At 59.8% G+C, this 21092-nt stretch carries 14 protein-coding genes, 4 tRNA genes and 1 rRNA gene; all 19 read left to right on the top strand.

All coding sequences use genetic code 11. From position 1 onward, the window contains the following. Positions 1-163 precede the first annotated feature (163 nt). The 19 genes from rrf to tuf (AWB67_RS18960) all read left to right on the top strand — a co-directional run bounded on the left by rrf (position 164) and on the right by tuf (AWB67_RS18960) (position 21087). A 5S ribosomal RNA gene (gene rrf / locus AWB67_RS18870) occupies positions 164-277 on the top strand. Positions 278-421: 144 nt separating this feature from the next. Next, a tRNA-Tyr gene (locus tag AWB67_RS18875) sits at positions 422-507 on the top strand. A gap of 37 nt (positions 508-544) precedes the next feature. Beyond that, positions 545-618, top strand: a tRNA-Gly gene (locus AWB67_RS18880). 14 nt (positions 619-632) lie between these two features. Beyond that, positions 633-707 (top strand) — tRNA-Thr (locus AWB67_RS18885). Positions 708-770: 63 nt separating this feature from the next. Further along, positions 771-1961, top strand: a complete 1191-nt coding sequence (gene tuf / locus AWB67_RS18890; protein ID WP_087657781.1) for an elongation factor Tu — start codon at positions 771-773, stop codon at positions 1959-1961. 67 nt (positions 1962-2028) lie between these two features. Continuing rightward, positions 2029-2104 (top strand) — tRNA-Trp (locus tag AWB67_RS18895). Positions 2105-2138: 34 nt separating this feature from the next. After that, positions 2139-2519, top strand: coding sequence for a preprotein translocase subunit SecE (gene secE / locus AWB67_RS18900; protein WP_087657782.1), 381 nt, complete (start codon positions 2139-2141; stop codon positions 2517-2519). Between the two features lies 1 nt (position 2520). Then, positions 2521-3078 carry a transcription termination/antitermination protein NusG gene (gene nusG, locus AWB67_RS18905; RefSeq protein WP_035935568.1) on the top strand — a complete coding sequence of 186 codons (558 nt, stop codon included), beginning with the start codon at positions 2521-2523 and terminating at the stop codon, positions 3076-3078. A 149-nt stretch (positions 3079-3227) separates the two neighbouring features. Beyond that, the gene (rplK, locus tag AWB67_RS18910; RefSeq protein ID WP_087657864.1) at positions 3228-3659 is read left to right on the top strand and encodes a 50S ribosomal protein L11; all 432 of its coding nucleotides are present in this window, start codon (positions 3228-3230) and stop codon (positions 3657-3659) included. Continuing rightward, positions 3660-4355 (top strand): 50S ribosomal protein L1, encoded by a 696-nt coding sequence (gene rplA / locus AWB67_RS18915; RefSeq protein ID WP_087657783.1) that lies wholly within the window; start codon positions 3660-3662, stop codon positions 4353-4355. Positions 4356-4644: 289 nt separating this feature from the next. Beyond that, positions 4645-5142, top strand: coding sequence for a 50S ribosomal protein L10 (gene rplJ, locus AWB67_RS18920; protein ID WP_087657784.1), 498 nt, complete (start codon positions 4645-4647; stop codon positions 5140-5142). 83 nt (positions 5143-5225) lie between these two features. Further along, positions 5226-5597 (top strand): 50S ribosomal protein L7/L12, encoded by a 372-nt coding sequence (rplL, locus tag AWB67_RS18925; protein ID WP_087657785.1) that lies wholly within the window; start codon positions 5226-5228, stop codon positions 5595-5597. 365 nt (positions 5598-5962) lie between these two features. After that, on the top strand, positions 5963-10069 hold the full coding sequence (gene rpoB / locus AWB67_RS18930) for a DNA-directed RNA polymerase subunit beta (RefSeq protein ID WP_087657786.1): 4107 nt from the start codon (positions 5963-5965) through the stop codon (positions 10067-10069). A 21-nt stretch (positions 10070-10090) separates the two neighbouring features. Further along, positions 10091-14329 carry a DNA-directed RNA polymerase subunit beta' gene (rpoC, locus tag AWB67_RS18935; RefSeq protein ID WP_087657787.1) on the top strand — a complete coding sequence of 1413 codons (4239 nt, stop codon included), beginning with the start codon at positions 10091-10093 and terminating at the stop codon, positions 14327-14329. Between the two features lie 189 nt (positions 14330-14518). After that, positions 14519-16366: a DNA helicase RecQ gene (recQ, locus tag AWB67_RS18940; RefSeq protein WP_087657788.1), complete on the top strand. Its 1848-nt coding sequence runs from the start codon at positions 14519-14521 to the stop codon at positions 16364-16366. Positions 16367-16595: 229 nt separating this feature from the next. Then, entirely contained in the window at positions 16596-16976 is a 381-nt protein-coding gene (rpsL, locus tag AWB67_RS18945; protein ID WP_035935550.1) for a 30S ribosomal protein S12, read from the top strand. 173 nt (positions 16977-17149) lie between these two features. After that, positions 17150-17620: a 30S ribosomal protein S7 gene (gene rpsG / locus AWB67_RS18950; protein ID WP_006053291.1), complete on the top strand. Its 471-nt coding sequence runs from the start codon at positions 17150-17152 to the stop codon at positions 17618-17620. A 121-nt stretch (positions 17621-17741) separates the two neighbouring features. Continuing rightward, positions 17742-19844 carry an elongation factor G gene (gene fusA, locus AWB67_RS18955; protein WP_087657789.1) on the top strand — a complete coding sequence of 701 codons (2103 nt, stop codon included), beginning with the start codon at positions 17742-17744 and terminating at the stop codon, positions 19842-19844. Positions 19845-19896: 52 nt separating this feature from the next. Then, positions 19897-21087, top strand: a complete 1191-nt coding sequence (gene tuf / locus AWB67_RS18960; RefSeq protein ID WP_087657790.1) for an elongation factor Tu — start codon at positions 19897-19899, stop codon at positions 21085-21087. Positions 21088-21092: the final 5 nt, after the last annotated feature.

Genomic DNA, 21092 nt, shown 5'->3' on the forward strand with positions numbered 1-21092 from the left:
GACCCCGCTCCCGAAGGGAGTAGCGCACACCAGGTTGAGTCAAGTGTTGTGCCAACAAGCACAGCCCAAGTAACACCGAACGCGCTTAACCCGCGCAGTTCGACTACTTCTTCCCAGATTGGTTGTGGCGTCTCCCCCAGAAACGACACAGCAACAAGTCATGCCTCATGACCATAGCGAGTTGGTACCACCCCTTCCCATCCCGAACAGGACCGTGAAACGACTCCACGCCGATGATAGTGCGGATCTCCCGTGTGAAAGTAGGTAATCGTCAGGCTCCTCATGCGTTAAACAAAAACCCCACCCTCAAAGTGGGGTTTTTGCGTTGGGGCGCGGCTATATATGAGAGGGCTAATCGAGCCAGATCGAATGTTGGGCTTGACACAAGCGTGTTGTTCTCTCATAATCGATAGTTCTCTGCGGAGGGGTGCCCGAGCGGCTAAAGGGGGCAGACTGTAAATCTGTTGGCTTACGCCTACGTTGGTTCGAATCCAACCTCCTCCACCAGAATTAAAGCGGTAATACGTAGGGAATCAACGCCCGTGCGGGTGTAGCTCAATGGTAGAGCAGAAGCCTTCCAAGCTTATGACGAGGGTTCGATTCCCTTCACCCGCTCCAACATCAATGGTTGCGCCCATGTGGCTCAGTGGTAGAGCACTCCCTTGGTAAGGGAGAGGTCGGCAGTTCGATCCTGCCCATGGGCACCAGTAGCTTCGGTTTAGAGTGTTTGCGCGCGGCGCAAGGTACGAAAATCCTGTTAGGAGTCGAAAATGGCCAAAGGTAAATTCGAGCGGACCAAGCCGCACGTGAACGTTGGAACGATTGGTCACGTTGACCACGGCAAGACCACGCTGACGGCAGCGATCACGACGGTGCTGACCAAGAAGTTCGGCGGCGAAGCCAAGGCGTATGACCAGATCGACGCGGCGCCGGAAGAAAAGGCGCGTGGTATCACGATCAACACGGCGCACGTCGAGTACAAAACGGCTAACCGCCACTACGCACACGTCGATTGCCCGGGTCACGCCGACTATGTGAAGAACATGATCACGGGTGCCGCGCAGATGGACGGCGCGATCCTGGTGTGTTCGGCCGCCGACGGCCCGATGCCGCAAACGCGTGAGCACATCCTGTTGGCTCGTCAGGTTGGCGTGCCGTACATCATCGTGTTCCTGAACAAGTGCGACATGGTTGATGATGCCGAGCTGCTCGAGCTCGTCGAAATGGAAGTGCGCGAGCTCCTCTCGAAGTACGACTTCCCGGGCGACGACACGCCGATCATCAAGGGTTCGGCCAAGCTCGCGCTGGAAGGCGACAAGGGCGAGCTGGGCGAAGTGGCGATCATGAACCTGGCCGACGCACTGGACACGTACATCCCGACGCCGGAGCGTGCAGTTGACGGCGCGTTCCTGATGCCGGTGGAAGATGTGTTCTCGATCTCGGGTCGCGGCACGGTGGTGACGGGCCGTATCGAGCGCGGCGTGGTGAAGGTTGGTGAAGAAATCGAAATCGTTGGTATCAAGCCGACGGTGAAGACGACCTGCACGGGCGTGGAAATGTTCCGCAAGCTGCTCGACCAAGGTCAAGCGGGCGACAACGTCGGTATCCTGCTGCGCGGCACGAAGCGTGAAGACGTCGAGCGTGGTCAGGTGCTGGCCAAGCCGGGTTCGATCAACCCGCACACGCACTTCACGGCAGAGGTGTATGTTCTGTCGAAGGACGAAGGCGGTCGTCACACGCCGTTCTTCAACAACTATCGCCCGCAGTTCTACTTCCGTACGACGGACGTGACCGGTTCGATCGAGTTGCCGAAGGACAAGGAAATGGTCATGCCGGGCGACAACGTGTCGATCACGGTAAAGCTGATCAACCCGATCGCGATGGAAGAAGGCCTGCGCTTCGCCATCCGTGAAGGCGGCCGTACGGTCGGCGCGGGTGTCGTTGCGAAGATTCTCGAGTAAAAGCCAGAAATTTTCTCGATAATCGGTAGTTTTCGGGGTCGTCGATAGCGTCGACCCCAAATGGTTTAGGGGTATAGCTCAACTGGCAGAGCGTCGGTCTCCAAAACCGAAGGTTGGGGGTTCGATTCCCTCTGCCCCTGCCACATTATTGCGCCAAGTGGCGCTGTTCAAGGTGTTATGGCGAATCCTTCCGTCGAAACTGTAAATACTTCCAGCGACAAGTTGATGGTGGCCGCGGGCGTATTGTTGGTATTGGCCGGGTTCGTGGGTTTCTTCTGGCTCGGTGGCCAGGAGTGGTACGTTCGCGGCGCCGCGTTGGCTATCGGCGTTGTCGCGGGAGTGGCGGTCGGTCTGCTCTCCGCGCCGGGGAAGGGGTTCATCGCCTTCGCCAAAGATTCGTACAAGGAAGTTCGTAAGGTTGTTTGGCCGACCCGCAAGGAAGCAACGCAGACAACGCTGGTGGTCTTCGCCTTTGTACTGATCATGGCCATCTTTCTCTGGCTTAGCGATAAGTCGATAGAATGGATGATTTTCTCGGTGATTCTGGGTTGGAAATGATATGAGCGATACTCCGGCATCCCCGAGTGGAAAACGTTGGTATGTTGTGCACGCTTACTCTGGAATGGAAAAGAGCGTGCAGCGGGCGCTTCAGGAGCGCATTGAACGCGCCGGCATGCAGGATCAGTTCGGCCAGATCCTGGTTCCGACCGAAGAGGTCGTTGAGGTGAAGGGTGGTCATAAGTCGGTGACCGAGCGTCGTTTCTTCCCGGGCTACGTCTTAGTCGAAATGGAAATGACGGACGAGACGTGGCACTTGGTGAAGAATACGGCTAAGGTCACAGGGTTTGTTGGTGGGGCGCGTAATCGTCCAAGCCCGATTTCCCCGCGGGAAGTTGAAAAAATCATGTCTCAAATGCAGGAAGGCGTAGAAAAACCGCGCCCGAAGACGTTGTTTGAGGTAGGGGAGATGGTTCGCGTGAAGGACGGCCCGTTCACTGACTTTAACGGAAACGTCGAAGAAGTGAACTATGAGAAGTCGCGCGTTCGCGTATCCGTAACCATCTTTGGTCGCTCGACTCCGGTTGAACTTGAGTTCGGCCAGGTCGAAAAATTGTAGATCTGAATTCTGCGCGCCGTGCTCACGCCCGTCGCGCAATTCGCGCTTACGGTCCGCGTCGTGGCCGTTGAGGAGCGTAAGTAGCCGACTTTCGGCAAAAGCGCGCTATCACTCACCGAACGCTAATGCGTTCAGAAGAGGTTTTCAACATGGCAAAGAAAATCATTGGCTTTATCAAGCTGCAGATTCCTGCAGGTAAAGCCAACCCGTCGCCGCCGGTCGGTCCGGCACTGGGCCAACGTGGCCTGAACATCATGGAGTTCTGCAAGGCGTTCAACGCGCAGACTCAAGCGATGGAGCCGGGTCTGCCGGTGCCGGTCGTCATTACGGCATTCGCGGACAAGAGCTTCACGTTCATCATGAAGACGCCGCCGGCCACCGTTCTGATCAAGAAAGCGGCCAAGATCGACAAGGGTTCGGCAAAGCCGCACACCGATAAGGTCGGCACTATCACCCGCGCGCAAGCGGAAGAAATCGCGAAGACCAAGCTGCCCGACTTGACGGCAGCGGATCTGGATGCAGCGGTCCGTACTATCGCTGGTAGCGCCCGTTCGATGGGCATCACCGTGGAGGGCGTGTAAATGGCTAAGCTTTCTAAGCGTCTTCAAGCGTTCGCGACCAAGGTCGACCGTCAGAAGCTTTATCCCGTCGACGATGCGCTGAACCTCGTCAAAGAATGCGCAAGCGCCAAGTTCGACGAATCGATCGACGTGGCTGTGCAACTCGGCATCGACGCCAAGAAGTCTGACCAAGTGGTTCGCGGCTCGGTCGTTCTGCCGGCGGGTACGGGAAAGTCGGTTCGCGTCGCGGTGTTCGCGCAAGGCGAAAAAGCGGAGCAGGCTCGTGCTGCTGGCGCAGAGATCGTCGGTATGGAAGACCTGGCTGAGCAGGTCAAAGCCGGCAATCTGAACTTCGACGTCGTGATCGCTTCGCCGGACACGATGCGCGTCGTTGGTACGCTCGGTCAGATTCTCGGTCCGCGCGGCCTGATGCCGAATCCGAAGGTTGGTACGGTTACCGCCGACGTCGCCCAGGCTGTGAAGAACGCCAAGGCGGGTCAGGTCCAGTTCCGTGTGGATAAGGGCGGTATCATCCACGCAACGATCGGCCGTGCTTCGTTCGAGCCGGCATCGTTGCGTCAGAACCTGTCGGCACTGGTGGAAGCCCTTCAAAAGGCCAAACCGGCGACCAGCAAGGGCGTGTATCTGCGCAAGATCGCATTGTCGAGCACCATGGGTGTCGGCGTGCGCGTCGATCAAGGAACGCTCGCGCAGTAAAGAATTGTGCGCATGGCCGGTTGGCTGTGCGTGGAGGGCTTTGGGCGGCTGTGGTTCAGATGGTTGAGCCCCAGCCGGTTGTCAAAGACCGTTGGTGGTGACGCATTGGGTAGGCGTGACCTTAATGAAGGCCAACGCAGATGGCGAACCCGGAAAGTTTTGTAGTGGTTGAAGTCGGTTGTCGTATGCCAAATGGTGTACACCAGCTGATCGAAATGCTCCTAACAGGTCGGACGCCGTTGTTGAACGCGATGTGCCACGTCGGCGCGTCGAATCTGGAGGTTTAACCGTGCCACTGAACAAAGAAAGTAAGCAGGCAGTCGTCGCCGAAGTCGCCGCGCAAGTCGCGAAGGCTCAGACGATGGTGCTCGCTGAGTATCGTGGGATCACGGTTGGCGATCTGACCAAGCTGCGTGCGAAAGCGCGCGAGCAGCAGGTGTATCTCCGCGTGTTGAAAAACACGCTGGCGCGTCGCGCCGTGGAAGGTACGCCGTTCGCTCCGCTGGCTGAGCAGATGACCGGTCCTCTGATCTACGGCATCTCGGAAGATGCCATTGCTGCAGCCAAGGTCGTCAATGACTTCGGCAAGGGCAATGACAAGTTGATCATCAAGGCTGGTTCCTACGAAGGCAACGTGATGGACAAGGCAGGCGTGCAAGCGCTGGCCAACATCCCGAGCCGCGAAGAACTGCTCTCCAAGCTGCTTTACGTTATGCAAGCGCCTGTTGCTGGCTTCGCGCGTGGCCTCGCCGCGCTCGCGGAAAAGAAGCAGGGCGAAGCTGCGTAACGTATTCACTTGGGCACCAGTTGCTCAGTTAGGTAATAGCTAGATCGCTAGCTCGATCCGAATTCAATCTAGGAGTATTTCAAATGGCAATCGCAAAAGAAGACATCCTCGAAGCCGTAGGCTCGATGTCGGTTCTGGAACTGAACGAGCTGGTCAAGGCGTTCGAAGAGAAGTTCGGCGTGTCGGCTGCAGCAGTTGCTGTCGCTGGCCCGGCAGGCGCTGCAGCTGCAGTCGCTGAAGAACAAACCGAATTCACGGTCAACCTGACGGAAATCGGCGCGAACAAGGTTTCGGTCATTAAGGCTGTTCGTGAACTGACGGGTCTCGGCCTGAAGGAAGCGAAGGACCTGGTCGACGGTGCACCGAAGCCTGTGAAGGAAGCGGTACCGAAGGCTGCCGCTGAAGAAGCGAAGAAGAAGTTGGAAGAAGCAGGCGCGAAAGCTGAAATCAAGTAAGTTTCATTGCGCTTTGCGGAGGCTGGCGGTTTCCACCGCCGGCCTTTTTGTGCTTTGTGCGGACTAACTTATTAATTGCCGGTTTCGGCAAAAAAGTCTGCCTAGAGGCCAAAGAGAATTGTCGATCGGAATATCATGCCGATACTTCTCTTTGTCTTCTGAAGCGACTGCAGAAGGCAAGTTTGGTCGGGTAGCGGGCAACACAGGCATCCGCTGCCGTCAGCCAGCGGTTGGTAGCGGCCAACCACCAAGCTTCTAGGCTCGTTCGTCCTCGCAGGGCGACTCACGAGTCTCAGTCGGTGAACACCGGGTCGTGTCATCGAGGTATCCCGCCTCGGCAACGCCCGCCGTGATTCGGAGATCGTATGCAATATTCCTTCACCGAGAAGAAGCGTATTCGCAAGAGTTTCGCGAAGCGCCCCATCGTTCACCAAGTTCCGTTCTTGCTGGCTACCCAGCTTGAATCATTCACGACGTTTCTGCAAGCAGACACGTCCGCGACGCAACGGAAATCGGAAGGCTTGCAAGCCGCTTTTTCGTCGGTTTTTCCGATCGTTTCGCACAACGGTTTCGCGCGACTCGAATTCGTCAGCTACATGCTTTCTCCGCCGGCGTTCAACATCAAGGAATGCCAACAGCGCGGCCTGACCTATTGCTCCGCCTTGCGCGCCAAGGTACGCCTCGTGCTGCTCGACAAGGAATCGCCGAGCAAACCCGTCGTCAAGGAGGTGAAGGAGCAGGAAGTGTACATGGGCGAAATTCCGCTCATGACGCCGACCGGCTCGTTCGTCATCAACGGCACGGAACGCGTGATCGTGTCGCAGTTGCACCGTTCGCCAGGCGTGTTCTTCGAGCACGACAAGGGCAAAACGCATAGTTCAGGCAAGCTGCTGTTCTCCGCGCGGATCATCCCCTACCGCGGTTCGTGGCTCGACTTCGAATTTGACCCGAAGGACGTACTGTATTTCCGCGTCGACCGTCGCCGAAAGATGCCGGTCACGATTTTGCTGAAAGCCATCGGCCTGACGCCGGAACAGATCCTTGCGAACTTCTTCGTGTTCGACAACTTCGCGCTGATGAACGAAGGCGCGCAGATGGAATTCGTGCCGGAACGCCTGCGCGGCGAAGTCGCGCGCTTTGACATCCAGGATCGCGAAGGCAACGTCATCGTCACGAAGGACAAGCGGATCAACGCGAAGCACATCCGCGACCTCGAAAGCGCGAAGACCAAGTTCATCTCGGTTCCGGAAGACTATCTGCTTGGCCGGGTGCTGGCGAAGAACGTCGTCGATGGCGAGACGGGCGAAGTGATCGCGAACGCGAACGACGAAATCACCGAAACGGTGCTCGAGAAGCTGCGCGAAGCGAAGGTCAAGGACATCCAAACGCTCTACACAAACGATCTGGATCAAGGTCCGTACATCTCGTCGACGCTGCGCATCGATGAAACCGCCGACAGGATGGCCGCGCGCATCGCGATCTACCGCATGATGCGTCCGGGCGAACCGCCGACCGAAGAAGCCGTGGAGGCGTTGTTCAACCGTCTTTTCTATAGCGAAGACGCGTACGACCTGTCGAAAGTCGGTCGCATGAAGTTCAATCGCCGCGTGGGCCGCGATGAAATCATCGGCCCGATGACGCTGCAGGACGACGACATCCTCGCGACCATCAAGATTCTGGTCGAGTTGCGTAACGGCAAGGGCGAAGTGGACGACATCGACCACTTGGGCAATCGTCGTGTGCGTTGCGTCGGTGAACTCGCTGAAAACCAGTTCCGCGCCGGTCTCGTGCGCGTCGAACGTGCCGTGAAGGAACGTCTGGGCCAAGCGGAAAGCGAAAACCTGATGCCGCACGACCTGATCAACTCGAAACCGATTTCGTCGGCGATTCGCGAGTTCTTCGGTTCGTCGCAGTTGTCGCAGTTCATGGACCAGACCAACCCGCTGTCGGAAATCACCCACAAGCGCCGTGTGTCGGCTCTTGGACCGGGCGGTTTGACGCGTGAGCGCGCAGGCTTCGAAGTCCGCGACGTGCACCCGACGCACTATGGTCGTGTCTGCCCGATTGAAACGCCGGAAGGTCCGAACATCGGCCTGATCAACTCGCTCGCGCTCTACGCGCACCTGAACGAATACGGCTTCCTCGAAACGCCGTATCGCAAGGTCGTGGACAGCAAGGTGACGGATCAGATCGACTATCTGTCGGCGATCGAGGAAGGCCGCTACGTGATCGCGCAGGCGAATGCCGCCATGGGCGAAGACGGCACGCTGACCGATGAACTGGTGTCGTCGCGTGAAGCGGGCGAAACGCTGATGGTCACGCCGGACCGCATCCAGTACATGGACGTGGCGCCGTCGCAGATCGTGTCGGTGGCGGCATCGCTGATTCCGTTCCTCGAGCACGACGACGCGAACCGCGCGTTGATGGGCTCGAACATGCAACGTCAGGCCGTTCCTTGCCTGCGTCCTGAAAAGGCCGTGGTCGGTACGGGTATCGAGCGCACGGTTGCGGTCGACTCGGGTACGACGGTGCAGGCGTTCCGCGGTGGCGTGGTGGATTACGTCGACGCGGGCCGTATCGTGATTCGCGTGAACGACGACGAAGCGGTCGCGGGCGATGTCGGTGTCGACATCTACAACCTGATCAAGTACACGCGTTCGAACCAGAACACGAACATCAACCAGCGTCCCATCGTGAAGGTCGGCGACAAGGTGTCGCGTGGCGACGTGCTGGCCGATGGCGCATCGACCGACCTGGGCGAACTCGCGCTCGGTCAGAACATGCTTGTCGCGTTCATGCCGTGGAACGGCTACAACTTCGAAGACTCGATCCTGATCTCGGAAAAAGTCGTGGCGGACGACCGTTACACGTCGATCCACATCGAAGAACTGAACGTCGTGGCTCGTGACACGAAGCTCGGACCGGAAGAAATCACGCGCGACATTTCGAATCTCGCTGAAGTGCAGCTTGGCCGTCTCGACGAGTCGGGCATCGTGTACATCGGCGCGGAAGTCGAAGCGGGCGACGTGCTGGTCGGCAAGGTGACGCCGAAGGGCGAAACCCAACTGACGCCGGAAGAAAAGCTGCTGCGCGCGATCTTCGGTGAGAAGGCGTCGGACGTGAAGGATACGTCGCTGCGCGTGCCGTCGGGCATGAGCGGCACGGTGATCGACGTGCAGGTGTTCACGCGCGAAGGCATCACGCGCGACAAGCGCGCGCAACAGATCATCGACGACGAACTGAAGCGCTATCGCCTCGATTTGAACGACCAGTTGCGCATCGTGGAAGGCGACGCGTTCTCGCGTCTCGCGCGCATGCTGAACGGCAAGATCGCGAACGGCGGTCCGAAGAAGCTGGCGAAGGGCACGGCGATCGATCTGCCGTACCTGGAAGACCTCGACCACTACCACTGGTTCGACATCCGCCTGGCGGACGAAGAAGCAGCGGCGCAGCTCGAAGCCATCAAGGACTCGATCGAACAGAAGCGCCACCAGTTCGACCTCGCGTTCGAAGAGAAGCGCAAGAAGCTGACGCAAGGCGACGAACTGCCGCCGGGCGTGCTGAAGATGGTCAAGGTGTATCTGGCGGTGAAGCGCCGTTTGCAGCCGGGCGACAAGATGGCCGGCCGTCACGGTAACAAGGGTGTCGTGTCGAAGATCGTACCGATCGAAGACATGCCGTACATGGCCGACGGCCGTCCGGCAGACGTCGTGCTGAATCCGCTCGGCGTGCCGTCGCGGATGAACGTGGGTCAGATTCTCGAAGTGCATCTGGGCTGGGCCGCGAAGGGTCTCGGCTGGCGTATCGGCGAAATGCTGCAGGCGCAGGCGAAGATCGAGGAACTCCGTAGCTTCCTGACTAAGATTTACAACGAGTCGGGCCGTGCCGAAGAGCTGGAAAGCTTCAGCGACGACGAAATCGTCGAGCTGGCGCGTAACCTGCGCGAAGGCGTGCCGTTCGCGACGCCGGTGTTCGACGGCGCGACGGAAGGCGAAATGGAGCGCGCGCTGGATCTGGCGTTCCCGGACGACATCGCGAAGCAGCTCGGCATGACGAAGTCGAAGAATCAGGTTCAGTTGAGCGACGGCCGCACGGGCGAACCGTTTGAACGGACCGTGACGGTCGGCTACATGCACTACCTGAAGCTGCACCACTTGGTCGACGACAAGATGCACGCACGTTCGACCGGACCGTACTCGCTCGTCACGCAGCAGCCGCTGGGTGGTAAGGCGCAGTTCGGTGGCCAGCGTTTCGGTGAGATGGAAGTGTGGGCGCTCGAAGCGTATGGCGCGTCTTACGTGCTGCAGGAAATGCTGACGGTGAAGTCGGATGACGTGGCGGGCCGGACCAAGGTTTATGAGAACCTGGTGAAGGGCGATCACGTGATCGATGCAGGCATGCCGGAATCCTTCAACGTGCTCGTGAAGGAAATCCGCTCGCTGGGTATCGACATCGACCTCGACCGCAACTAATCGGACTACGGAGAGAAGGCAATGAAAGCTCTGCTCGATCTATTCAAGCAAGTCCAGCAAGAAGAAGTATTCGACGCGATCAAGATCGGTCTGGCCTCGCCCGACAAGATTCGTTCGTGGTCGTTCGGTGAAGTCAAGAAGCCGGAAACCATCAACTACCGCACATTCAAGCCGGAACGCGATGGTCTGTTCTGCGCGAAGATCTTCGGGCCGATCAAGGACTACGAGTGCCTGTGCGGCAAGTACAAGCGCCTGAAGCACCGCGGCGTGATCTGCGAAAAGTGCGGCGTCGAAGTGACGCTCGCGAAGGTGCGTCGCGAACGGATGGGCCACATCGAACTGGCCTCGCCGGTTGCGCACATCTGGTTCCTGAAGTCGTTGCCGTCGCGTCTGGGCATGGTGCTCGACATGACGTTGCGCGACATCGAGCGCGTGCTGTATTTCGAGGCATACGTGGTGATCGATCCGGGCATGACGCCGCTGAAAGCGCGGCAGATCATGACGGAAGAGGATTACTACAACAAGGTCGAAGAGTACGGTGACGAGTTCCGCGCCGAGATGGGCGCGGAAGGCGTGCGCGAACTGCTGCGCGCGATCAACATCGACGAACAGGTCGAGATGCTGCGCACCGAACTCAAGAACACGGGTTCGGAAGCGAAGATCAAGAAGTACGCTAAGCGCCTGAAAGTGCTCGAGGCCTTCCAGCGTTCGGGCATCAAGCCCGACTGGATGGTGCTCGAAGTGCTGCCGGTGCTGCCGCCGGAACTGCGTCCGCTCGTGCCGCTCGACGGCGGCCGTTTCGCGACGTCGGACCTGAACGACCTGTATCGCCGCGTGATCAACCGTAACAACCGGTTGAAGCGTTTGCTCGAACTGAAGGCGCCTGAAATCATCGTCCGCAACGAAAAGCGGATGCTGCAGGAAGCCGTGGATTCGCTGCTCGACAACGGTCGTCGCGGCAAGGCGATGACGGGCGCGAACAAGCGTCCGCTGAAGTCGCTCGCCGACATGATCAAGGGCAAGGGCGGTCGTTTCCGTCAGAACTTGCTCGGCAAGCGTGTCGACTATTCGGGCCGTTCGGTGATCGTGGTCGGTCCGACGCTCAAGCTGCATCAGTGCGGCCTGCCGAAGCTGATGGCGCTCGAACTGTTCAAGCCGTTCATCTTCAATAAGCTGGAAGTGATGGGCGTCGCTACGACCATCAAGGCGGCGAAGAAGGAAGTCGAGAACCAGACGCCGGTGGTGTGGGACATTCTCGAAGAGGTCATTCGCGAACATCCGGTCATGCTGAACCGCGCGCCGACGCTGCACCGACTCGGCATCCAGGCTTTCGAGCCGGTGCTGATCGAAGGCAAGGCGATCCAGCTGCATCCGCTCGTTTGCGCGGCGTTCAACGCCGACTTCGACGGTGACCAGATGGCCGTTCACGTGCCGCTGTCGCTGGAAGCGCAGATGGAAGCGCGCACGCTGATGCTGGCGTCGAACAACGTCCTGTTCCCGGCGAACGGCGATCCGTCGATCGTGCCGTCGCAGGATATCGTGCTGGGTCTCTACTATGCATCGCGTGAAGCGGTGAACGGCAAGGGCGAAGGCATGACGTTCACGGGCGTGTCGGAAGTGATCCGCGCGTACGAGAACAAGGAAGTCGAGCTGGCATCGCGCGTCAACGTGCGGATCACCGAAATGGTCCACAACGAAGACCAGAGCGAAGGCGCGCCGAAGTTCGTGCCGAAGATCTCGTTGTTCGCCACCACGGTCGGCCGTTCGATCCTGTCGGAGATTTTGCCGCCGGGCCTGCCGTTCACGGTGCTGAACAAGCCGCTGAAGAAGAAGGAAATTTCGCGCCTGATCAACACGGCGTTCCGCAAGTGCGGTCTCCGCGAAACGGTGATCTTCGCCGACCAGCTGATGCAGATGGGTTTCCGTCTCGCGACGCGCGCGGGCATTTCGATTTGCGTCGACGACATGCTCGTGCCGCCGCAGAAAGAAACGATCGTCGGCGATGCCGCGAAGAAGGTGAAGGAATACGACCGTCAGTACATGTCGGGTCTCGTCACCGCGCAGGAACGCTACAACAACGTGGTCGACATCTGGTCGGCGACGTCGGAAGCGGTCGGCAAGGCGATGATGGAGCAGCTCGCGACGGAGCCGGTGGTCGATCGCGACGGCAACCAGACGAAGCAGGAATCGTTCAACTCGATCTACATGATGGCCGACTCGGGCGCGCGCGGTTCCGCTGTGCAGATTCGTCAGCTGGCCGGTATGCGTGGCCTGATGGCGAAGCCGGACGGCTCGATCATCGAGACGCCGATTACGGCGAACTTCCGCGAAGGCCTGAACGTGTTGCAGTACTTCATCTCGACCCACGGTGCACGTAAGGGTCTGGCTGATACGGCGCTCAAGACGGCGAACTCGGGTTACCTGACGCGGCGTCTCGTCGACGTGACGCAGGATCTGGTCGTGGTCGAGGACGATTGCGGCACGACGAACGGCGTGGCGATGAAGGCGCTGGTCGAAGGCGGCGAAGTCGTCGAAGCGCTGCGTGACCGGATTCTCGGTCGGGTTGCGGTGGCCGACGTCGTCAATCCGGAATCGCAGGAAACGCTCTACGCGTCCGGCGATCTGCTCGATGAAGACGCGGTCGAGGAAATCGAACGCCTCGGCATCGACGAAGTGCGCGTGCGCACGCCGCTCACCTGCGAAACGCGTTACGGCCTGTGCGCAAGCTGCTATGGCCGCGACCTGGGTCGTGGTTCGCGCGTGAACGTCGGCGAAGCGGTCGGTGTGATCGCGGCGCAATCGATCGGCGAGCCGGGCACGCAGCTTACGATGCGTACGTTCCACATCGGTGGTGCGGCGTCGCGTGCGGCGGTGGCTTCGTCGGTTGAAGCGAAGAGCAACGGCACGGTGCGTTTCACGCCGACGATGCGTTACGTCACGAACGCGAAGGGCGAGCAGGTCGTCATTTCGCGCTCAGGCGAGGCGATCATCGCCGACGACCTCGGTCGTGAACGTGAACGTCACAAAATCCCGTACGGCGCGACGCTGCTGCAACTCGACGGCGCGCAGATCAAGGCCGGTACGCAACTGGCTCAATGGGATCCGCTGACGCGTCCGATCATCACCGAGTGGGGCGGTACGGTGAAGTTCGAGAACGTCGAGGAAGGCGTGACGGTTGCGAAGCAGATCGACGATGTGACCGGTCTTTCGACCTTGGTCGTGATCGACGTGAAGCGGCGTGGCTCGCAGGCTGCCAAGAGTGTTCGTCCGCAGGTGAAACTGCTCGACGCGCAGGGCGAGGAAGTGAAGATCCCGAACACCGAGCATTCGGTGCAGATCGGCTTCCAGGTCGGCGCACTGATCACCGTGAAGGATGGTCAGCAAGTGCAGGTCGGTGAAGTGCTGGCACGGATCCCGGTTGAAGCGCAGAAAACGCGTGACATTACCGGTGGTCTGCCGCGCGTGGCCGAACTGTTCGAAGCGCGCTCGCCGAAGGACGCCGGCATTCTGGCGGAAGTCACGGGCACGACGTCGTTCGGTAAGGACACGAAGGGCAAGCAGCGTCTCGTGATCACGGATCTCGAAGGCGAACAGCACGAGTTCCTGATCGCGAAGGAAAAGCAGGTTCTGGTTCACGATGGTCAGGTCGTCAACAAGGGCGAAATGATCGTGGACGGTCCGGCCGATCCGCACGACATCCTGCGTCTGCAGGGTATCGAAGCGCTGTCGCGTTACATCGTGGACGAAGTGCAGGACGTGTACCGTCTGCAGGGCGTGAAGATCAACGACAAGCACATCGAGGTGATCGTGCGTCAGATGTTGCGTCGTGTTCAGATCGTCGATAACGGCGATACGCGTTTCATCATGGGTGAACAAGTCGAACGTTCGGACATGCTGGACGAGAACGACCGGATGGCCGCGGAAGACAAGATCCCCGCGACCTACGAGAACGTGCTGCTCGGTATCACGAAGGCTTCGCTCTCGACCGATTCGTTCATCTCTGCGGCGTCGTTCCAGGAAACGACTCGCGTGCTGACCGAAGCGGCAATCATGGGCAAGCGCGACGATCTGCGTGGCCTGAAGGAAAACGTGATCGTCGGCCGTCTGATTCCGGCCGGTACCGGTCTCGCGTTCCACAAGGCGCGCAAGAGCAAGGAAATGTCGGATCGCGAACGCTTCGACCAGATCGCAGCGGAAGAATCGTTCGATTTCGGTACGCCCGAAGCTGCACCTGCAGAACAGCAACATCCGGCGGAGTGAGTTGGCGGGGCTCGGGTCTGACGATTCGGGCTCCAACAACTAGCCAGCCGTTCAAAAGCCGCTCGGTTTCCACCGAGCGGCTTTTTTATTTCCATCGTCCGATCGGTCAACGCGCGTCCCGCGCCCGGGAAACCCGTGTCATCGTTGGTAAAATCGGTCCACTCTCGCTACGACGCCACCGTCCTTTCAATGTCCCGTTCGCTCGAAATTCTCAAGGAAGTATTCGGCTATCCCGCTTTCCGGGGGCAGCAGGCCGACATCGTCGAACACGTGGCCGCGGGTGGCGATTCGCTGGTTCTGATGCCGACGGGCGGCGGCAAGTCGCTCTGCTATCAGATTCCGGCTCTCGTGCGGCGCGAAGCGGGACTCGGCGCGGGGATCGTCGTGTCGCCGCTGATCGCACTAATGCAGGATCAAGTGGCGGCGCTTACCGAAGTCGGCGTGCGGGCGTCGTATCTGAATTCGACGCTGTCGGGCGCCGAAGCCGCCGCGACTGAGCGCGCGCTGCGCAACGGCGACATCGACTTGCTGTACGTCGCGCCCGAACGCTTGATGACGCCGCGCTTCCTGGACTTGCTAGAAAGCGCGCCGATCGGTCTGTTCGCAATCGACGAAGCGCATTGCGTGTCGCAATGGGGGCACGACTTCCGGCCTGAGTACATTCAGTTGTCGGTGTTGCACGAGCGGTTTCCGAACGTGCCGCGCATCGCGCTGACGGCCACCGCCGACGCCATCACGCGCGACGAAATCGTCCACCGTCTGGCGCTCGACGACGCCCGTATCTTCGTTTCGAGCTTCGATCGGCCGAATATCCGCTACCGGATCGTCGAAAAGGACAATGCGCGTGCGCAATTGCTCGATTTCATTCGCGCCGAGCACACGAACAAGGACGGCACGACCGACGCGGGCGTGATCTATTGCCTGTCGCGCCGCAAGGTCGAGGAGACCGCCGAGTGGCTCAAGGGCCAGGGCGTGCGCGCGCTGCCTTATCACGCGGGCATGGAGTTCGAGACGCGCCAGAAGCATCAGGAGATGTTTCAGCGCGAGGAGGGCATCGTGATGTGCGCGACGATCGCCTTCGGCATGGGCATCGACAAGCCGGACGTGCGCTTCGTGGCCCATCTCGATTTGCCGAAGAGCGTCGAGGGCTACTACCAGGAGACGGGGCGCGCGGGACGCGACGGCATGCCGGCGAACGCGTGGATGACTTACGGTCTCGGTGACGTCGTGCAGCAGCGCAAGATGATCGACGAATCCGACGCCGACGATACTCACAAGCGCGTTCAGGGCGGCAAGCTCGACGCGCTGCTCGGCCTGTGCGAGACGGCGTCCTGCCGGCGCGTGCGGCTGCTCGGCTATTTCGGCGAAACGAGCCAGCCATGCGGCAATTGCGATACGTGTCTCGAACCGCCGGCGTCGTGGGACGCGACGCGCGAGGCGCAGATGGCGCTTTCCTGCGTGTATCGCGCGTTCAAGGCGAGCGGTTTTCACTTCGGCGCCGGCCATCTGATCGACATCCTGCGCGGCAATCGCACCGAAAAGATGCTGCAGCGCGGGCACGAGAAGCTGTCGACGTGCGGCGTCGGCGCGACTTTGTCGGAGCCTGAGTGGCGTGCGGTGTTCCGCCAGCTGGTGGCGTTCGGCTACCTCGCCGTCGATCACGACGGTTTCGGCGCGCTCGTGCTCACCGACGCGAGCAAGCCCGTGCTCAAGGGCGAGCAGAACGTGACGCTGCGCAAATACGTGAAGCCGACGCGCACACGCCAGTCGTCGGGACGCACGGGCGAGCGCGCCGATCCGACCGCGGGCATGTCGCCGCGTGAAAAGGCGCGCTGGGAGCGGCTACGTTTGTGGCGCGCCGAGACGGCGAAGTCCGACGGCGTGCCGGCCTACGTCATTTTCCACGACGCGACGCTCGCCGAAATCGCCCGCAACGACCCGGATTCGATCGACGACCTGCGCAATATTCCGGGCATCGGTGCCCGCAAGCTCGACCGTTTCGGCGACGAACTACTCGAAGTCGCAGGCGCCGATTAGCGGGCAGCAGTGCCGGACATGGCCGGGAAACGCGGCAATCTATTGACCGGATTAGGATTTCCGGATTATCATGCTAGGTTCTCGTTCTTGGCTCGCTTGCGCACGTCGGAAAGTACCTAAAAGTACTACGGGCGCCAGCTAAGCAAGCCGGAACCAGAAGCTCGATACACGTCTTTTTCGCTTTGCCCGAAACGGACGTGTCGATTTTGATCAATCTCAGGAATAGACAATGCCAACCATCAATCAATTGGTTCGCAAAGGCCGCGCTTCCGAAACAGTGAAGAGCAAGTCGCCGGCTTTGCAGGACTGCCCGCAGCGTCGCGGCGTGTGCACCCGCGTGTACACGACGACGCCGAAGAAGCCGAACTCGGCGCTTCGTAAAGTTGCCAAGGTTCGTCTGACGAACGGCTTCGAAGTCATTTCGTACATCGGTGGTGAAGGCCACAACCTGCAGGAACACTCGGTCGTGCTGATTCGCGGCGGTCGTGTGAAGGACTTGCCGGGTGTGCGTTACCACATGGTTCGCGGCTCGCTGGATACCCAGGGCGTCAAGGATCGTAAGCAGGCTCGCTCGAAGTACGGTGCGAAGCGTGCCAAGGCTGGCAAGTAATTGCCGGTTTGCAGTTTCAGGTCGCCGAAAGGCGTTCAATGCGGTGGTGCCGGAAACGCCGGTGCTGTCGAGTAAGTGGTCACCCGGCCAAGCTGGTTAATCAAGTGAGATGGATCGGGTTTGTTGGTGGCCGCGGGGCTTAACGCTCCAACTGAAAAGTTAAAGGAAGAAACATGCCGCGTCGTCGCGAAGTCCCCAAACGGGAAGTGTTGCCGGATCCGAAATTCGGCAACGTAGATGTAGCTAAATTCATGAACGTGCTGATGCTCTCCGGCAAGAAGTCGGTTGCCGAGCGTATCGTGTACGGCGCTTTTGAACAAATCCAGACGAAGGGTGGCAAGGACCCGCTGGAAGTGTTCACGGTTGCGCTCAACAACGTGAAGCCGGTCGTCGAAGTGAAGAGCCGTCGCGTTGGTGGTGCGAACTATCAGGTTCCGGTCGAAGTGCGTCCGTCGCGTCGTATGGCATTGGCGATGCGTTGGCTGCGTGAAGCCGCGAAGAAGCGCAGCGAGAAGTCGATGGCACTGCGTCTGGCAGGTGAACTTTCGGAAGCGGCTGAAGGCCGTGGCGGCGCAATGAAGAAGCGCGACGAAGTTCACCGGATGGCAGAAGCCAACAAGGCGTTCTCGCATTTCCGTTTCTAAGTCTCACGACCCAGGTCGAACGGAAAAATTCCGGGCGGGTGCGCTTTTAAAGCGCCTCGCCCGTTTGTGTTAGGACGCGGCTGGCCACGAGCCGCTGCGTCGACCCAATAAAGGATTCAAAGTGGCTCGCAAGACACCTATCGAGCGCTACCGTAACATCGGTATCAGCGCTCACATCGACGCCGGCAAAACGACGACGACCGAGCGCATCCTGTTCTACACGGGCGTGAACCACAAGATCGGTGAGGTTCACGACGGCGCAGCAACGATGGACTGGATGGAGCAGGAGCAGGAGCGCGGCATCACCATCACGTCGGCAGCGACCACGGCCTTCTGGAAAGGCATGGCCGGCGACCGCGCCGAGCACCGCATCAACATCATCGACACCCCGGGCCACGTCGACTTCACGATTGAAGTCGAGCGCTCGATGCGCGTGCTCGACGGTGCGTGCATGGTCTACTGCGCCGTGGGCGGCGTGCAGCCGCAGTCGGAAACCGTTTGGCGCCAGGCTAACAAGTACGGCGTGCCCCGTCTCGCGTTCATCAACAAGATGGACCGTACCGGCGCGAACTTCTTCAAGGTTTACGACCAGTTGAAGGCTCGCCTGAAGGCGAACCCGGTTCCGGTCGTGGTGCCGATCGGCGCTGAAGAGACGTTTACCGGCGTGGTCGACCTCATCAAGATGAAGGCGATCATTTGGGACGAAGCGTCGCAAGGCACGAAGTTCTCGTACGAAGAAATCCCGGCGAACCTCGTCGACACGTGCAATGAATGGCGCGAGAAGATGATCGAAGCCGCGGCCGAGTCGACCGAGGACATGATGAACAAGTACCTCGAGACGGGCGAACTGACCGAGGCGGAAATCGTCAAGGGTCTGCGCGACCGTACGATCGCTTGCGAAATCCAGCCGATGCTGTGCGGTACGGCGTTCAAGAACAAGGGCGTGCAGCGCATGCTTGACGCGGTTCTGGACTTCCTGCCGTCGCCGGTCGACATTCCGCCGGTCACGGGCGAACTCGAAAGCGGCGAGAAGGCCGAGCGTCGCGCGGCCGACGACGAGAAGTTCTCGTCGCTGGCGTTCAAGATCATGACCGACCCGTTCGTCGGCCAGTTGATCTTCTTCCGTGTCTATTCGGGCACGACGAAGTCGGGCGACACGCTGCTGAACGCGACGAAGGACAAGAAGGAACGTCTGGGTCGTATTCTGCTGATGCACGCGAACCAGCGCGAAGAAATCAAGGAAGTGCACGCTGGCGACATCGCGGCTGCAGTTGGCCTCAAGGACGCGACCACGGGCGATACGCTGTGCGATCCGGCACACCCGATCGTGCTCGAACGCATGATCTTCCCGGAACCGGTGATCTCACAGGCTGTTGAGCCGAAGACGAAGCCGGACCAGGAAAAGATGGGTCTCGCACTGAACCGTCTGGCTCAGGAAGATCCGTCGTTCCGCGTTCAGACCGACGAAGAGTCGGGCCAGACCATCATTTCGGGAATGGGCGAGCTGCATCTCGAAATTCTGGTCGACCGGATGAAGCGTGAATTCGGCGTGGAAGCGACTGTCGGCAAGCCGCAGGTTGCTTATCGCGAAACGATTCGCAGCAAGGCTGAAGACGTCGACGGCAAGTTCGTCAAGCAGTCGGGTGGTCGCGGCCAGTATGGTCACGCGGTCATTACGCTCGAGCCGAACGAGCAAGGCAAGGGCTACGAGTTCCTCGACGAGATCAAGGGCGGCGTGATTCCGCGTGAATACATCCCGGCGGTTGACAAGGGTATTCAGGAAACGCTGAAGAGCGGCGTGCTGGCTGGCTTCCCGGTCGTCGACGTGAAGGTTCACCTGACGTTCGGTTCGTACCACGACGTCGACTCGAACGAAAACGCGTTCCGTATGGCTGGTTCGATGGCGTTCAAGGAAGCAATGCGCCGTGCGAGCCCGGTGATTCTTGAACCGATGATGGCCGTCGAAGTCGAAACGCCGGAAGACTACATGGGCAACGTGATGGGCGACCTGTCGAGCCGTCGCGGTATCGTCCAGGGCATGGACGACATGGTTGGCGGCGGCAAGATCGTCCGCGCTGAAGTACCGCTGTCGGAAATGTTCGGCTATTCGACGTCGCTGCGTTCGGCGACGCAAGGCCGCGCTACGTACACGATGGAATTCAAGCACTACTCCGAAGCTCCGCGTAACGTTGCTGACGCGATCATCAACGCGAAATCCAAGTAATTCGGCAAGTCGAAAGTCTTTAACCGATCAACATTTTTGAAAGAAGGCAATCATGGCAAAAGGTAAATTCGAGCGGACCAAGCCGCACGTGAACGTTGGAACGATTGGTCACGTTGACCACGGCAAGACCACGCTGACGGCAGCGATCACGACGGTGCTGACCAAGAAGTTCGGCGGCGAAGCCAAGGCGTATGACCAGATCGACGCGGCGCCGGAAGAAAAGGCGCGTGGTATCACGATCAACACGGCGCACGTCGAGTACGAAACGGCTAACCGCCACTACGCACACGTCGATTGCCCGGGTCACGCCGACTATGTGAAGAACATGATCACGGGTGCCGCGCAGATGGACGGCGCGATCCTGGTGTGTTCGGCCGCCGACGGCCCGATGCCGCAAACGCGTGAGCACATCCTGTTGGCTCGTCAGGTTGGCGTGCCGTACATCATCGTGTTCCTGAACAAGTGCGACATGGTTGATGATGCCGAGCTGCTCGAGCTCGTCGAAATGGAAGTGCGCGAGCTCCTCTCGAAGTACGACTTCCCGGGCGACGACACGCCGATCATCAAGGGTTCGGCCAAGCTCGCGCTGGAAGGCGACAAGGGCGAGCTGGGCGAAGTGGCGATCATGAACCTGGCCGACGCACTGGACACGTACATCCCGACGCCGGAGCGTGCAGTTGACGGCGCGTTCCTGATGCCGGTGGAAGATGTGTTCTCGATCTCGGGTCGCGGCACGGTGGTGACGGGCCGTATCGAGCGCGGCGTGGTGAAGGTTGGTGAAGAAATCGAAATCGTTGGTATCAAGCCGACGGTGAAGACGACCTGCACGGGCGTGGAAATGTTCCGCAAGCTGCTCGACCAAGGTCAAGCGGGCGACAACGTCGGTATCCTGCTGCGCGGCACGAAGCGTGAAGACGTCGAGCGTGGTCAGGTGCTGGCCAAGCCGGGTTCGATCAACCCGCACACGCACTTCACGGCAGAGGTGTATGTTCTGTCGAAGGACGAAGGCGGTCGTCACACGCCGTTCTTCAACAACTATCGCCCGCAGTTCTACTTCCGTACGACGGACGTGACCGGTTCGATCGAGTTGCCGAAGGACAAGGAAATGGTCATGCCGGGCGACAACGTGTCGATCACGGTAAAGCTGATCAACCCGATCGCGATGGAAGAAGGCCTGCGCTTCGCCATCCGTGAAGGCGGCCGTACGGTCGGCGCGGGTGTCGTTGCGAAGATTCTCGAGTAAAATCG

It is taken from the genome of Caballeronia terrestris (genome assembly GCF_001544515.1).
Lineage (GTDB): Bacteria > Pseudomonadota > Gammaproteobacteria > Burkholderiales > Burkholderiaceae > Caballeronia > Caballeronia terrestris.